Source organism: Paenibacillus sp. FSL R10-2199 (genome assembly GCF_038000235.1).
Classification (GTDB): Bacteria; Bacillota; Bacilli; order Paenibacillales; family Paenibacillaceae; genus Paenibacillus_AQ; species Paenibacillus_AQ phytohabitans.
In genome coordinates this window covers 4,265,629-4,280,478 of the sequence record NZ_JBBOBO010000001.1, presented here as the reverse complement: position 1 = coordinate 4,280,478, position 14,850 = coordinate 4,265,629, and the positions used below count along the sequence as shown (strand labels likewise).

Below are 14,850 nucleotides of genomic sequence, written 5' to 3'. Positions count from 1 at the left end.
CTTTTTTGTCTGCCGGCAGCTATTACCCGGCTGCGGATGGAAATTCAAACGTGAGGACGGCCCCGCCTTCCGGGCAGTTCCGGGCGGTAATCTTACCGCCGCAGCGCTCCACGATGGCGCGCGAGATGGCCAGACCCAGCCCGGAATCACCATTTTTCCCTTTGACGAACCTGTGAAACAGACTGGGCAGCAGCTCCTGCGGAATGCCGGGGCCGTCATCCGAAACTGTTAATGTGATCAACCCCTTGCTTACATAGCCATGGACATCAATCTTCCTGTCTGCATAACGCGCAGCATTGGATAATACGTTCAGCAGTGCCTGCAGCAGCTTATCACGGTCAGCCCTCAGCATCAGCCCGCGGTCTCCGGAGATTACAGTCTTGAGCGACAGCTTTCTTGCAGCCAGCTGCGGATTGATCCGTTCTACCGCCTCTGAGAGCAGCTCTTCCAGATCGCATTCTACCGCCCGGAATATATCCTCTTCGCTGTCCAGCTTGGCCAGTAGTGTCATTTCGCCCACCAGGTCCCGCAGGCGTCCACTCTCGCCCAGGATAATATCCAGCCCTCTACGGACATCCTCACCTTCAAATATCCCGTCCCTGATGCCCTCCGCATAACCGGATATCGACATCAGCGGTGATTTCAGCTCATGCGAGGCATTCTGGAAGAATTGCTTCTGTACCCGGTTGAACCTGTGCAATTCTCCGGCCATTTCGTATACGGTCCGGGCCACAGAACCGATCTCCCCACCCGCCCGGATCAGATTCACGTCGGCAAACCGGCGGTTTTTCACTTTTTTGAGTTCCTCGCGCAGGCTGATCAGCGGATCAATCAGCTTCCTTGTGATAAACAGGCTGAACAGGAACATCACGGCTGCACCGGCGGCAAAGACAAGAATCAGACGTTTGAGCAGTGCCTGCTCAATCGCTTTGATTCTGCTGACAGGGGTCAGCAGGGTCAGCTTGCCTTGGGGAAGCGCATTTACCTGCACCAGATAACGCGGGTCGTTGCCGTCCCATAAGCTCTGCAGGCTGCCTGTCTCTACTGCAGCTATGCCGGTAACTGCCTGTGCCTGTCCGGGTATCGCCGGGAGGGTGCCCGACACCACCTTCCCCTGCTGATCCGTCACAATGGCCTGTACTCCGCTGGAAAGCGTAGCATATTGAACAGGAAACAAATCATTTTCTTCAATTGGGACTGCACTTATTGCTGCGGCGGGCAGCTGCTGCATGCTGGCGGTCAGTGTTGCGCCTAGCGTCCGCAATCCCTCCTGTTCCTTACCGATGAAATGATCCATCAGTACGAAATGTATCATCACTCCCGTGATGGACAGGACAAGCAGCAGAGACAATCCGAAGGCGAAGTTGATCTGATGCACCAGCTTCAGCTTCTTCATCTGCCCGTTTAGCTTCATCCGCATATTCATCATTCCTGCCCTTCTCTCATCCGGTAGCCGTGTCCCCAGACCGATTCCAGCGGCAAGCCGTCTATTTTTTTGCGGATGCGTTTGATCAGATGGTCCACTGCGCGGTCACTGCCGAAATAATCATCCCCCCAGACATAACCCAGCAGCTCTTCCCGCGTAAATGCCCGGTTCGGATGTCCGGCAAAAACCTTCAGCATCAGGAACTCCTTACTCGTCAGCTCCACCTCTGATCCGTGCCAGAAGGACCTCCTTTCTTCCGGAAGCAGCAGCAGTCCGCCCAGCTCTATGCCTGAAGGGGAAGGCAACGCAGCTGCGGGCTGAGGCTGCTGGAGCCGTTCCCACCTTTCCAGCTGCCGTTTGATCCGGGCCACCAGCTCACGGGGACTGAACGGCTTGACCAGATAATCGTCGCTGCCCAGCTCAAGACCCAGTATTTTATCGACTTCATTATCTTTGGCAGAGATCATAATGATCGGCACCTCTGCTTCATCACGGATGCGCCTGCATAGTTCATACCCGTCCATCCCCGGAAGCATGATATCGAGCACCCACATGCCGGGAGGATCGCTTGTCCACAGGGCCCAGGCTTCTTCGGCACTTCCCAGGCCAATCGTGCGGAAATTCTCCTTATGTAAATAAGCCTCGACCAGCTTGCGTATATTCTCATCATCGTCCACAACGGCAATGACCGTTTGATTGTTCATCGTAGCCCTCCACAGTTTTGTCTGCTCCATTATAACAAGCTGCCGGAGGCGGTAGGGCCCTGCCATTGTTTTTCCACAAAGCCACCAATTTCCTGCCACAGTAGAACGCTATATTGGGAGCTGTAAGACAAACCTCACCCATAAGGAGTGTTAGTTCATGAACCGTTTAATCTTGAGAAGAATGGCCCTCTCCACCCTGCTGCTGTCCTCCATCGCAACCCCGGTGTTCGCCGATGCAGACCGCACGCCGCCACAGGCCGGGAACGCCGCCGTTACCTTAAGTGCAGCCTCAGCCCCGTTGCAGGGAAGTATCCTGATTACTGCACGTATTCCAGACTTGCTGGACCTTGCAGAACGCTACGCGCCGGAAACCGTTCAGGACTGGACCGACACGCTCAGCAGATACAATAAGGCCATCCGCCTTAATGTACAGGTGCTTACCCTGGATGCAACAGGAGAAGTTACCGCTCCAGCCGTGCAACTGGCCACACCTGTAGCCTTGACAGCAGCAGTAACACCTTCCCTTGCCGTTTCAGCGCCGTCAGCCGATCTTCAGCTTGTCGTAACAGACGGAACCCTCAGTGCCTTCGCTACAGGAACAACGGCTTCATCCACTGCAGATTTCGCCGTGTTTGCAGCACCTGACAGCCTCTCGTCCGCCGAACTCACAGGCTCTGGCTCAATAACAGCTGCTGCAGCCCCGGCTCTGCTCCAGATGACAGAAGATAACGGATTCTTCAAGGCACAGGCTGCACTGGCTGAAGCCGTAGAATCCAAAGATGCCGGTGCGGTCAAGCACGCACTGGGCGGGCTGCTGGAACAGTACAAGGACCTTACCAAAAAGCTTGAAGAAGCGAAGTAAGCACGGAATAACGCCTCTATAGCAGCAGGAGATACAAAAAGCAGGTCAAGGGCGGGTACCTTTGGCCTGCTTTTCGTTTAGACAAGCTATCGTCAGGAGAGCGCGGCCACCGATTCAGGGGTAAATGCCTGAAGCTCACTCAGCCGTCCCTCACGGATTTTGACCGCCCAGGCTGGATCTCCGAGCAGCGCCCGGCCCACGGCCACCAGATCAAACTCATTGTTGCTAAGCCGCTCCACAAGTCCCTCCAGTCCGGGATGAGCCTGTCCTTCCCCTTCGGCGGGATCACTGTCCATGCCAACCGCCCCGACCGTAATGGTCGTCTTGCCTGTCAGCTTCTTAACCCAGCCGGCAAAGCTAAGATTCGAGCCGGCAAATTCGGGCTCCCAGAAACGGCGTACTGAGCAGTGGAAGATATCTACTCCGGCGTCCACAAGAACGTTCAGCAGTTCCCTCAGCTGTTCCGGTGTGTCCGCCAGTCTGGCAGTGTAATCGCCCATTTTCCATTGGGACAGACGCATGGCTACCGGATAATCCGGACCTACCGCAGCACGTACAGCTTCGACTATCTGAGCAGCAAACCGGGCGCGCTTCACCAGATCGCCGCCGTAACGGTCTGTCCGCTGATTGGTCTTCGCCCACAAGAACTGATCGATCAGAAAGCCATGGGCTCCGTGAAGCTCTATACCATCGAACCCGGCTTCTTTGGCATGAAGCGCTGCAGCCGCGTAAGCCTGAATTACATCCGCTATTTCGTCCTCTGACATCGGCTCGCCTGCCTTGTTCCCCTCCAGATCCAGTCCGGACGGACCGATGGACAGGGCTTCCGGATTAGGCTGGGAACCATTCGGCCGGATCATGCCCATATGCACGATTTGCGGGAAAATTTTGCCCCCTGCTTCATGCACCTGTCTGACCACTTCCGCCCAGCCGTTCAATGCTGCTTCCCCATAAAGCCTAGGCAATCTGGACTCACTGGTTGCTGAAGGATGGTCAATTAGGGCTCCTTCGGTTATCACAAGACCGACACCGTTCTCGGCACGGCGGCGGTAATAAGCGGCTACGTCGGGTCCCGGCACACCCTCAGGCGAGAAGGCACGGGCCATCGGCGACATGACAATTCGTGTCGGCAAGGTCAGTTGATGGATCGTATAAGGCTGAAACAAGGCTTGGATGGAATGATTATTGTTCTGCGGATGACTCATGAACCGCACCTCCAATATTATTTTGGCACCCGCAGTTAAGGGGTACGAATGCAATATTAGCAATGCCACCTGCCCCATTCAACCAACAATCCGCACCATCTGTTGCTTAAGCGAAATGAAAAATATATTGTTGGTTATCCAGGGATACCTTGGTTGGCGCAGCCGCAGATGTTTATAATAGATAAAGCATTAGTTACTGAAGGGAGCATGGATAGAGAATGCCCAGTATACTTTCACCGAACCCGAACGACCCGCGCGTCATCCGGACACGCCAGTTAATTCTGGACTCATTTGCCGAGCAGTTAAATACCATGGACTTCAACGCAATTACCGTACAGGATATCACGCGAAAAGCCACGATTAACCGGGCTACATTCTATGCTCATTTCCCTGATAAATACGCACTGCTTGAATCGTTCTTATCAGATGCCTTCACGGAGCTTGTTCTCCGCAAAATCGATGACCAGGCAGCCTTAACCGAGGAAACGCTCTATACACTGGTTGCCGCTCTTTGCGATTATCACGAATCCAGCCATCACTGCCTGAAGAAATATGATTCCCTGGCGCTGATTATTGAAGAGAATATTAAGCTGCAGCTGGAACAGCTGCTGCAAAGACTGCTGTCCGGAGTAGACAGCACAGCGGATAGCCGTACACTGCAAACGGCCGCAACCCTGCTCAGCTGGTCAATCTACGGGGTGACCTATCGCTGGAATAACGAGGGCCGTCATGAATCCGCTGCTGCGCTGGCCGGCAGATTAGTGCCATTGATGAACAACGGAGTATCGTTGCTGACTCCCGCTGGCGGAGAGTGAGAAGCACGGTTCCGCTAAACACCTTCGGATGATTGTCCTCCGTCCGGCAGGCAGCATATTCTTTCCGGCCCCAGGCAGTCCCGGTGAAATCAAGTGCACTAATTTTGCTCTTCATTTCCTCCTTTTGGCGGCATTTGGCGGCATTTGGCGGCATTTGGCGGCATTTGGCGGCATTTTTGGCGGAATTAGAGGGATTTATCCCTTTGATTTCCGCGTACCGCTCACTTTCAGCGGAATTAGAGGGATTTATCCCTTTGATTTCCGCGTACAGCCTACTTTCGGCGGAATTAGTGGGATTTATCCCTTTGAATTCACCATGCTGCCGACTTCTGGAGGATGCAGTAGGACCCCTGATACAAGGACAAGTTCTTCCTTCAGTAGGAAACGGATCTGCTCCAATTTCCAAAGAAAAGTATCTGGGGCATTATGCACGTTATATCCACAGCAGACGAATATCATAATTTCCTGCATAACCAAAAAGGAGCGCAGCCGTTCTGAGCTCCGTACCTCCACCGCTACTTCCGCTTCCGCTTCTTCCGCTTGCCGCCGCCTTTTGTCCCGCCCTGGCCCGAATGCCTGCCGCTCTGATCCGGGCGGTTATGACGTTCCTCCAACCGTCCCTGATGACGATCCGTCCATTCCTCCGCAGCCTCCATCTGCGCTCTGCCTCCAGGCACCTTAACCTGCAGGGAGGGCTGCCGCCTGCGCCCGGATTCTCTCCCCTTACGCAGTGCCCCCACCGCATAAATGCCTGAGAAGACCAGAACAAACATAATTCCCGCGGCCAGACCTCCCCCTTGTCCCGGAATCAGCGGCATGCTGGCGAGTATGGTGACCAGACTTCCCATTGCAATCCATGAGCTGTACGGATAGCCGCGTAACCCGCGCTGGCCCTTGAAGGGTCCTCCGTGGCGCCGGCGCAGCCGGTAGTGGCTGGCCATGATGATGAAGTAGGAGAACAGCAGCGCGAAGCCGCCGGAGCTGACCAGAAACAGGTAGACTCCCTGCGGCAAAAGCATACCCAGTCCAAGCCCGGCCAGCATTGCACCGCCGGAAATGAGGATGCCCCGGTACGGGATATCTGTACGGTCCCGCATCCAGGCCGGAGTATGCCCTTCTTCCGACAATGAGCGGAGCATCCGGCCCAGGCCGAATACGGAGGCCAGCATCGTTGACAAAATAGCGGACACCAGGACGATATTCATCACCGTCCCGGTCCAGCCGAGGCCATACAGGCTGAGGGCAGACACAAACGGACTGATCTGTTCAGAGACCAGAGCCTGGGGCAGCAGCAGAAACAATGCGATCATGGCAGCCAGATAGAGGCTGACCAGCAGCAGGATCGTCCGCCGGATCGCTCTGGGGATGGTGACTCCGGGATTGCCTGTCTCCGAGGCTGCCAGTCCCAGCACTTCAAATCCCGCATAGGTAAACATCACCATGAGCATGCTGCCCGCAATACCGGCAATTCCCCCGGGGAACAGGCTCTGGCCTCGCACAACTTGAATACCGGCCGCGCCTTCGCCCCTGGTTCCAAATCCGGCTACTATAGCCACCGCGATCACGATGAATGCAACAATGGCCAGCAGCTTGAAGGCAGCCAGTCCGCTCTCCAGCTTGCCCAGCCGTTCTGCTCCGAGCAGATTGAGCAGTGTTACCAGAACAATGATCCCCGAGCCCGCCAGCGCCAGCGGAAGCGCAGGAAACCAGCCCCTCAGCAGGATGGATACTGCCGTCGCTTCACTGGACATCGCGAGTACAAGGCCTGTCCAGTATACCCAGCCGACCGTGAATCCCGCTCCCCGGCCGAACGCCTGCTCGGTGTACGTGCGGAATGAGCCGGGTGCCGGATTCGCCACCGTCATTTCCGACAGCGCGGAGAGGATGAGATAGACCAGAACCCCTCCGATTACATAAGCCAGCAGCACAGACGGGCCAGCCGCCCGGATCGCCACGGAAGACCCCAGGAAGAAAGAGCCGCCGACCACGGTCCCCAGTGCGAGCATCGTCAGCTGCCATACTGATAATCCTTTTTTGCCCGGGTTCCCGGACTTCCGCGGCTTCTCCAGCTTCTGCAGCTTATCCAGCCTCGCCAGCTTCTCCACCTTCTCACGCTTCACCTGACTACCTTGTTTTCCTTCCTCCATAATCCTGCCTCCCGGTTTGAGATAACAGAAGTATCTGCATATTCCGGGGAAATTAGCCAAACCAGCCTTTGGGTAAGATGGAGACCTGTCCGGGCTTCAGATGATAGGTCATCAGCTTCTGGGTAAACGGATCGAACAAGGAGGTAATCAGCTCGCCGCTGATGACGAACACCATCTCCGTGACGTTCGTGTGCCAATGCGGCTGTACAATAAACCCTTTGCTCATATGTGCATTGAAGAACCCGTTCCGGATCGCCGGAAGCTGCATAAGCTCAAGTTTTGTGAACCTGTAATTCAGCTGGGCAATCGCCCAGATACTTTATGCCGGGGAGGAATCTTTTGACACAGCGGCTTCTATGGCCCAGCAGCATAATCACTCTGACAGGTGAATCAAACGGGGGCATTGCCTCATTTAGCTCGTCTACTCTATCACTTGCACATTCTATTCGGTTTATCGCATACATTTAGCTCGTCTACTCTATCACTTGCACATTCTATTCAGTTTATCGCATACATTTAGCTCGTCTACTCTATCACTTGCACATTGTATTCGGTTTTTCGCATACATTTGGCTCATCGTCCCTATCATTGGCACATTGTATTCGGTTTTTCGCATACATTTGGCTCATCTACCCTATCGTTTTCTTAAGCCCCCGAGCAAGACGTACGAATCAGATCGCACACTGGGCAAGAGGCTCAGAACCGCTTTTTAAAGAATGTAGAGCGCCCCAATTCAGTTTTTTGACATACCGGTCACCGAGTGACATCCTGCCTTTCGCGTCTAAAACATGTTCCTTGTAAGAATTGGATTATTAAATCATATTCATCCTTTGGACAGATCTGCTCCAAATTTCAATGTATCTTATCCATCACAGATGAATAATATCATTTCCCACTTTAGATAAAACAAGAAACCATGCCGAAACCCTCAATCCGAACACAACAAAGGCTGACCCAGGCAGCCATATCATAGCCTACCAGGTCAGCCCACACTTCATTGCATTACCGCTCGAACAGCGTGACGCAGTTGCGGCCTTCCGCTTTGGATTGATAGAGCGCATCATCGCCCAGCTTGTAGATATCCTCCTCGCGGAGTCCGTCGACAAGAACGGCCGCTACGCCGATGGATACGGTAATTCTTCCGTATTCCGGGCTAAGCTCATGCAGAATCCGCAGCTCCGCGATGCTTCTTCTGATTGCTTCGGCATATTCCCGCGACTGCTGAGGGGTGAACCCGGCCACCACAATGCCGAACTCTTCTCCGCCCAGGCGGAACGCAACTCCGTCCGCCCGTTCAGCCAGCTCATTCAGCAGCTGGCCGACTCTCCGCAGTACGGTATCGCCCTCGTAATGGCCGTAGGTATCATTGTATTTTTTGAAATAGTCTATGTCCAGCATCAGGTAGGTCAAATGCCGTTTGTACGCAGCTGCCTTCTCTACCTCGTCCAGGAACAGCTTATTGAAGTATCTGCGGTTGTACAGCCCGGTCAGCTCGTCGGTAATCGAGATTTGCTCGATCAGTCCGATATATTTGTTCAACTCCTCGTTGTTGAACTCCAATTCCTTGGTCCGTTCCGCCACGAGCTCCTCCAGATGCTCCTTATGCCGTAGCAGCTCCTCTTCCGCCTTCTTGCGCTCGGTAATATCCTTCACGGTCCCCTGAATGGCCGGTTTGTCCATATACATGATCCGGATGACCTTGTGGATCACGATGACTTCACGGGTCTTGTCCTTGTGAACAAGCCGGGTCTCATATTCATCAGGCACCTGCTTGCCTTTAACCCTTCTTGCATAATAGTGCGATACTTTCTCCTTCTCGGAGGGGCTGAGGAAGTTCTCGAAGGGCTGATCCAGCATCTCATCCATCTCATACCCCAGCATCTGCGCCAGGGCTTCGTTGACATATTTACACCGCTTGTCCTGGGTAATGAATACCCCGTCCTGCAGATTGTTCACCAGTTCACGGTATTTCTCTTCCGACCGCTCCAGCTCTGTATAGAGGCTGGCATTTTCCAGTGAGAATACCATTTCTCTGGATAACAGATTAATGATCTTCATCCGTTCCTTGGTGAACACGCCGGTAACCAGGTTATTCTCCAGATAGATAATCGCAATCGTCTTATTCTGGTTGATCAGCGGCATACATACCATGGATTTCGGCTGGTGCTTCACAATATACGGATCGTTCACAAACGGTGTCTCCGAAAAAGCATCATTGTAAATCAGGCTCTCCCGGCTCTCCTCCACCTGTCTAATAATCGAGACCGGCAGGTTATCCAGCCTTGACGATTCATGAACAGCCACTGAGATTCTATCAGCATCGGCTTTATATTCACCCTCCACCAGAAGATTCGCCTGGGAGGTCATCAGAATGCAGCCCCGCTGGGCACCGGCATTCTTGATGACAATCTCCATGAGCGCTTCCAGCAGATTGTTCAGCTCAATCTCCTTGGAGATTGCCTGGGAAGCGAGAATCATTGAATTCAGATCAATGCTCTCGGTGTAGTCCGTAACCGTCCGACCATGGAGGAATTCCTTCGTATTAATTTTTTTGACAATGGAAGAGTAACGCTCGTTAATGAACCTGATCTTCTCCTTGGCGCCCCAGACCGAATAATAGTATACGGATTGTCTGAGCAAATAAGCGGCGAACTCATTGAACTCCTTATGATAATAGAACCGGGCTGCCAGCTCATTGCTGAGCGCTTTATAGCGTACAAAGCTTCCTTGCTCACTGGTCTCAATCGCCATATCATAATAGCGGCTTGCCTGATTATCGTTCCCGCTGATTCTGGCCCATTCGGCCTTCATCAGATATTCATGCTGGCGGAAGGTTCCCGGCGCATTCCTGGCCCATTTACGGACCCGCCCGTACTCTTTGCGCATTCTGGATTTGGCTTTGCGTTTGCCGTTCACACTTAAATCCTTATAGGCGTAAGCCAGATTCAGGAAAGTATACAGGGCGAACTCCTCCATAAAAGCAGAACCGGCCAGCGTTCCGATGATCGGGTAGGCTTTATCGATATACTCCAGCGCTTCATGATGCTTCTCATATGTGAACAGCAGCTTCATTTTATATATATAATAGATGGCAATTCCCGAATAATACCTCGCTTCTTCCAGCTGGCTCAAATAGGCCTCTTCACTAAATGACTCACTGTTGAAGGAAGTCCGGTCCGGCAGCTCGCCTGCGAGACTGCGGAAATACTGGCGGGCCAGCTGCGCTGTGGCAAGTGATTCCTTATATTTCGTATTCTCGATCATAGAAATTGTACGCGTACTCTCCTGAAGCGTAGTCGCGATGTCCATCGACGGGTTCCAGAGATTCACATAGAATGCGGAATGGGCGAGATAGAGCAGATCCCCTGTCCGCAGACTGGCTTCAATCGAGGTGCCGAACCAGTCCTGCAGCGTATCCCAGGGCTCGGTCCAGGAATGGCTGAACAGCGTATATAATACATGTGCCGCACCTTTCCACTGCAAATCATTGAACTTGTCATTAATCCTGATCCCGAGCCGCCCGAATTCAAAGGCCCCTCTGGTATCTCCGAAGCCGGACAATAGCATGGCGTATCCGATAAAAGCAAGCGCCGACTCGGGGGAGTTGCCGTATTTCAGGGTCAGGCCGACCTTTTTGAGGACAACAAGACCAAACAGCGAAGTCTCACCTGAAATAAAAGATGGCGGGATAAAATTAATCAGCAGCCGCATGACCAGCTTCATCTCCGGATCTTTCATTTCCGGCGATGTAAAAATCCCTTCTGGTGTTCTTCCCCGCAGCGCAGCCTTGATCACCAGCAGCTCCTTCAGTACGGAGGCCATTCCCACCTTGGCGGGAATCCGGATTCCCAGCGCCTGCAACCCTTGTCTGCCTGCAGCGATCGATTCCGGCATCATACCCAGATACATATAATGATTGGCCTGCATTTCGTAAATTTCCGCGAGTGTTATTCTGTCTGTAGTATGTATCTGTAAAAGGCTGCAGGCCTGATCCGCCTGTTCTACATGGTGGGTGAGATAACCGCATTCCGCATACAGTCTGTAGATCTCAGCAGTCTGCTCCCTGTCCGCCAGCCAAGAATTCTCCGGCAGCAGCTTTATTGCCGCCTCCAGCAGGATGAATGCAGAATCATACCCGTAGCCAGCCTTCGCTTTTTGCGCTGCACGGAGATTTAGAGCAATCACATCCTCAATTTCAGAGCGCTCGCTGATAAATTCCAGGCCTTTGTTCATGTGTGCTGCAATATCTACGATCTTGTCCTCGGCATCCCCGTTGCCATAATTCTTCAGCAGAAGACGCCCGATGCTAAGATGCAGCCTTTTCCCCCGCTCAGCGTCAAGCATCTGGTAGAAGGCCTGCTGAATCCGGTCATGGGCAAATTTCAGCCGGATTTCCGTCTGCAGCGGTGCCGCCCCTGCTTCACTCAGCATCCCGGAGAATATGGCATAGCGGTGGTCCGCAGGAAGAATATACTCCTCGTGTACGGCCCGGCTGATGGCAGCTGCAATCACCTCCGGCGGTTCTTCACCGATCAGGGTAAGCATGCCGTAATCGAATACATTGCCGACGGCCGAGCTTAACATTAAGATCCTGCGGACATCTTCCGGCAAATTCTGCAGCTGACCCACCAGGAAATCAACGACATTCTCATTGACCGGCAGCGCCTCAATCCGCTTCAGATCCCAGTTCCATTCCCCGCTCAGCTTATCAAAAACAAAAAAGCCGCGTTTATGCAGATCCTTCAGAATTTCCGTCAGGAAAAAGGAATTGCCTTTGGACCGCTTGAAGATCAATCCGGTAAGCTTCTGCACTCTCTCCTTGCTGCTGTACAATGTGTCAGCGATAAGAGTCTGCACATCCTCCTCGTTCAGAGGCTTCAGGTGGATGCGTGAAACCTCACGGCTCTTCTCTATTCTGGCGATGGAGGCAAACAGGGGATGCCCTTCATGAATTTCATTCTGCCGGTAGGAACAGATTACAAACAGCCTCTGCAGATGGTTATCCAGCACCAGCTTCTCCACCAGCTGCAGGCTGGAGTAATCCGCCCACTGGACATCGTCCAGGAACAGGACGAGCGGTTTGTCATTATGGGTGATCCCTTCCACGAACTTGGCAAAGGTCAGGAAGAAGCGGTTCGTCTCCTCGGCTGGATTCAGGGGCTCAACCTCCGGCTGAACGCCGATCCAGGCGGCAAGCTCAGGGATTAACCCGGTAATCACACTGCCGTTTCCGCCCAGTGCCTTGTTCAGCGAACGGCCGATATAACCCTTGTAATCCTCATCCGGACTCTCCAGCAGCTGGCTGATCAATCTCCGGAAGGCCTGGATCAGCGCGCTGTACGGAATGTTTTTGTTATACTGGTCGAATTTTCCTTCCGCGAACAGCCCTTTCTCCTGGCTGATGGTCTGGTGGAGCTCATGGACCAGTGCCGTTTTGCCGACACCGGCATCGCCGGATACCAGCATCAGCTGCGAGCTTGTTTTGAGGCTGCTGCGGAAAGCATCCCCCAGGCGGGACAGCTCCTGCTGCCTGCCTACAATTTTTTGCGGAATGCGGAAGGTATTCAAGAGGTCCTCCGTACCTATCACGAAATCCTCATGCCCGGCCAGACATTTCTTCAAATCCGCCTTGATTCCGTGAGCGCTGCGGTACCGGTCTTCCGAGGACTTCTCCATAAGCTTCATAATTATAGCCGACAAGCCGCTGGATACACGGCCCCCGCTTGCCTTATAGGGAGGAATAGCCTCTTTGGCAATTATGGAATAGATCTGCTCAAGCATTTCCTGTGAATTAAAGGGCTTGATGCCGGTCATCATCTCATAGAGTACGACGCCCAGCGAATAATAATCGCTCCGGTAATCAATATTGCGGTTCATCCGTCCCGTCTGTTCAGGAGAGATGTACAGCAGGCTGCCTTCAAGCACTCCGCTGTTCTGGAATTCCCGTTTCTCCTTGGACAGCTTCACCGCAAGATCGAAATCAATCACCTGCACAATATCCTGTTCCCGGTTCCAGATAATATTGGACGGCTTAATATCCTTATGGATTACATTCTGCTCATGAATGGAAGCCAGAATATCCACAACCTTGACCGAGAGCTTCAGCAGCGCCTCCTGCCCGGGTTTCTCCTCCGCCAGAACCTTCTTGAGCGAACGCCCGTGGATATCCTCCAGCACCATGACATACAAGCCGTTCCGCTCTTCCAGCTTAATGGGCCGGATGACCCCCTGTACGGTGTGGCTAAGCTCTGTAAGCAGCTTATATTCCTGCTTGAAGCGCATGACCGCCTCGGCTCCGGTAAATTCCGATTTTAATACTTTTAGAATGACTGTTGCTCCGGTTGTAGCGTCGCTGCATCTGTAAACCGCTTTTATATTATTATCTGAAATGGTTTCCAGTATCTGATAGTTGTCGTTAACAATCATTCCTACTCCACCTTTAGCTCTGTTCTCCCGTGACTTCGATATCGGCGTCGAATTTAAACACGTACGCGGCAATCAGCCAAATAATCCAGCAATTCAGCCCAAAGAATAAATAACCGAAGTATCCGAGAAGCGGCATCTCGGAGAAAATATGAAACTTGTCCAGATAAGGCACGGAATATTTCCAATAATTCGGATTGGTAGGGGCATCGTCATGGAACCACTCACTGCCAAAGTTCCAGAACTCCCAGAAGAAGCCGTTGAATACGGTAGCCAGACCAACCAGCATGACCTTGGACCAGTCCCCGTTCTTAATCGGTGTAAAAGGCGTCCAATAGCCGGCAAGCGCCATTGCTGCAGACAGCATGGGAACAAGCGCGACCCATAGCACCCAGAACAGCAGGTATGGATAATAACCCATCCCAAATGCCAGGATCAGCCCGAGGATATAATAAATGATCAGGAAGACTCCGGATACCTTCAGTTTAGGGCCGTTATTATACCGGGTACGGAAAAAGCGGAAGGTCTTCAGCAGCAGATACCATTCGAAGATGGCCGGAAGAACAGTCGTATAGGATAAGGAGAACCAGAACACATTGCCGAAATTGGAGAACACTTCATTATTGGGATAATACCAGTTCTCGAGTACGAAGAAATTGAGATATTCGAAGGCAAACCAGCTGAAGCAGGAGACCACAGCCAGCAGCTGCATTACCTTGGGCTTGCGCGAGATAATCGAGGCCCCATTATTTCTTTTATACACCAGTCCGTCCAGAATCAGAATGAATGACCACCAAAGCGGAACAAACGTGTAATACTCCAAGGAAACATGCAGCTTAAGCCGTGCCCACATCAGAAACCAGCTGACCGCGAGGACCGGCAGACTCCACCAGAACCAGACTGGAAAAGGTGTAGCCGCTCCCTTCTGCCGGGGTGCCTCCTGGGTCTTCTTGAAGCCAAACAGCCGGGGGAATACAAAAACCAGCGTAATGATCAGCGCTACAACACAGGCCAGGGAGAAATAAAGCAGGCTGAATCCGGGGTCAGCTTCCACCTTTTGGGCAGGAAAGTCGCCGTAGCCGGGGGGCAATCCGTGCCATTTCGCCAGACTCCCGAATAACGGAAGCAAGAAGATCAATCCAAAAGTAACGATCAGAAACAATGTTTTTTTCCATGTTTTCATTGTGCAATACCCCGCTTATGTATGTAGTTGAAAAGTCGAAATTTGTTGATATTCGCTACTATTCGATAACCCTCCAGATTATTCC

General features: G+C 52.8%; 9 protein-coding genes. 2 read left to right on the top strand and 7 right to left on the bottom strand.

Going from position 1 to position 14,850, the window contains the following annotated elements:
* Positions 1 to 22: 22 nt before the first annotated feature.
* A complete protein-coding gene (locus NYE33_RS18410) occupies positions 23 to 1,429 on the bottom strand; it encodes a sensor histidine kinase (protein WP_341066902.1) in 1,407 nt (468 codons plus the stop codon).
* The gene (locus NYE33_RS18405; RefSeq protein ID WP_076243283.1) at positions 1,426 to 2,130 is read right to left on the bottom strand and encodes a response regulator transcription factor; all 705 of its coding nucleotides are present in this window, start codon (positions 2,128 to 2,130) and stop codon (positions 1,426 to 1,428) included. The genes NYE33_RS18410 and NYE33_RS18405 overlap by 4 nt, the downstream gene beginning before the upstream one ends.
* A gap of 157 nt (positions 2,131 to 2,287) precedes the next feature.
* Between NYE33_RS18405 and NYE33_RS18400 the strand changes: the two genes are divergently transcribed.
* Positions 2,288 to 2,992, top strand: a complete 705-nt coding sequence (locus NYE33_RS18400) for a hypothetical protein (protein ID WP_076243284.1) — start codon at positions 2,288 to 2,290, stop codon at positions 2,990 to 2,992.
* Between the two features lie 92 nt (positions 2,993 to 3,084).
* Here the strand turns inward: NYE33_RS18400 and NYE33_RS18395 are convergent, their stop codons facing one another.
* Positions 3,085 to 4,197 (bottom strand): NADH:flavin oxidoreductase, encoded by a 1,113-nt coding sequence (locus tag NYE33_RS18395; RefSeq protein WP_341066901.1) that lies wholly within the window; start codon positions 4,195 to 4,197, stop codon positions 3,085 to 3,087.
* 218 nt (positions 4,198 to 4,415) lie between these two features.
* Here NYE33_RS18395 and NYE33_RS18390 point away from each other — a divergent pair, with 218 nt between their 5' ends.
* Positions 4,416 to 5,012: a TetR/AcrR family transcriptional regulator gene (locus tag NYE33_RS18390; protein WP_042138447.1), complete on the top strand. Its 597-nt coding sequence runs from the start codon at positions 4,416 to 4,418 to the stop codon at positions 5,010 to 5,012.
* 515 nt (positions 5,013 to 5,527) lie between these two features.
* Here NYE33_RS18390 and NYE33_RS18385 read toward each other — a convergent pair.
* From NYE33_RS18385 to NYE33_RS18370, 4 genes are all read right to left on the bottom strand, one after another.
* Positions 5,528 to 7,159 carry an amino acid permease gene (locus NYE33_RS18385; protein ID WP_336101877.1) on the bottom strand — a complete coding sequence of 544 codons (1,632 nt, stop codon included), beginning with the start codon at positions 7,157 to 7,159 and terminating at the stop codon, positions 5,528 to 5,530.
* A gap of 52 nt (positions 7,160 to 7,211) precedes the next feature.
* Positions 7,212 to 7,427 (bottom strand): cupin domain-containing protein, encoded by a 216-nt coding sequence (locus NYE33_RS18380; RefSeq protein ID WP_052421935.1) that lies wholly within the window; start codon positions 7,425 to 7,427, stop codon positions 7,212 to 7,214.
* A 734-nt stretch (positions 7,428 to 8,161) separates the two neighbouring features.
* Positions 8,162 to 13,585 (bottom strand): diguanylate cyclase, encoded by a 5,424-nt coding sequence (locus NYE33_RS18375; RefSeq protein ID WP_341066899.1) that lies wholly within the window; start codon positions 13,583 to 13,585, stop codon positions 8,162 to 8,164.
* Between the two features lie 13 nt (positions 13,586 to 13,598).
* Positions 13,599 to 14,765, bottom strand: a complete 1,167-nt coding sequence (locus tag NYE33_RS18370) for a small-conductance mechanosensitive channel (protein WP_341066898.1) — start codon at positions 14,763 to 14,765, stop codon at positions 13,599 to 13,601.
* Between the last annotated feature and the right edge of the window lie 85 nt (positions 14,766 to 14,850).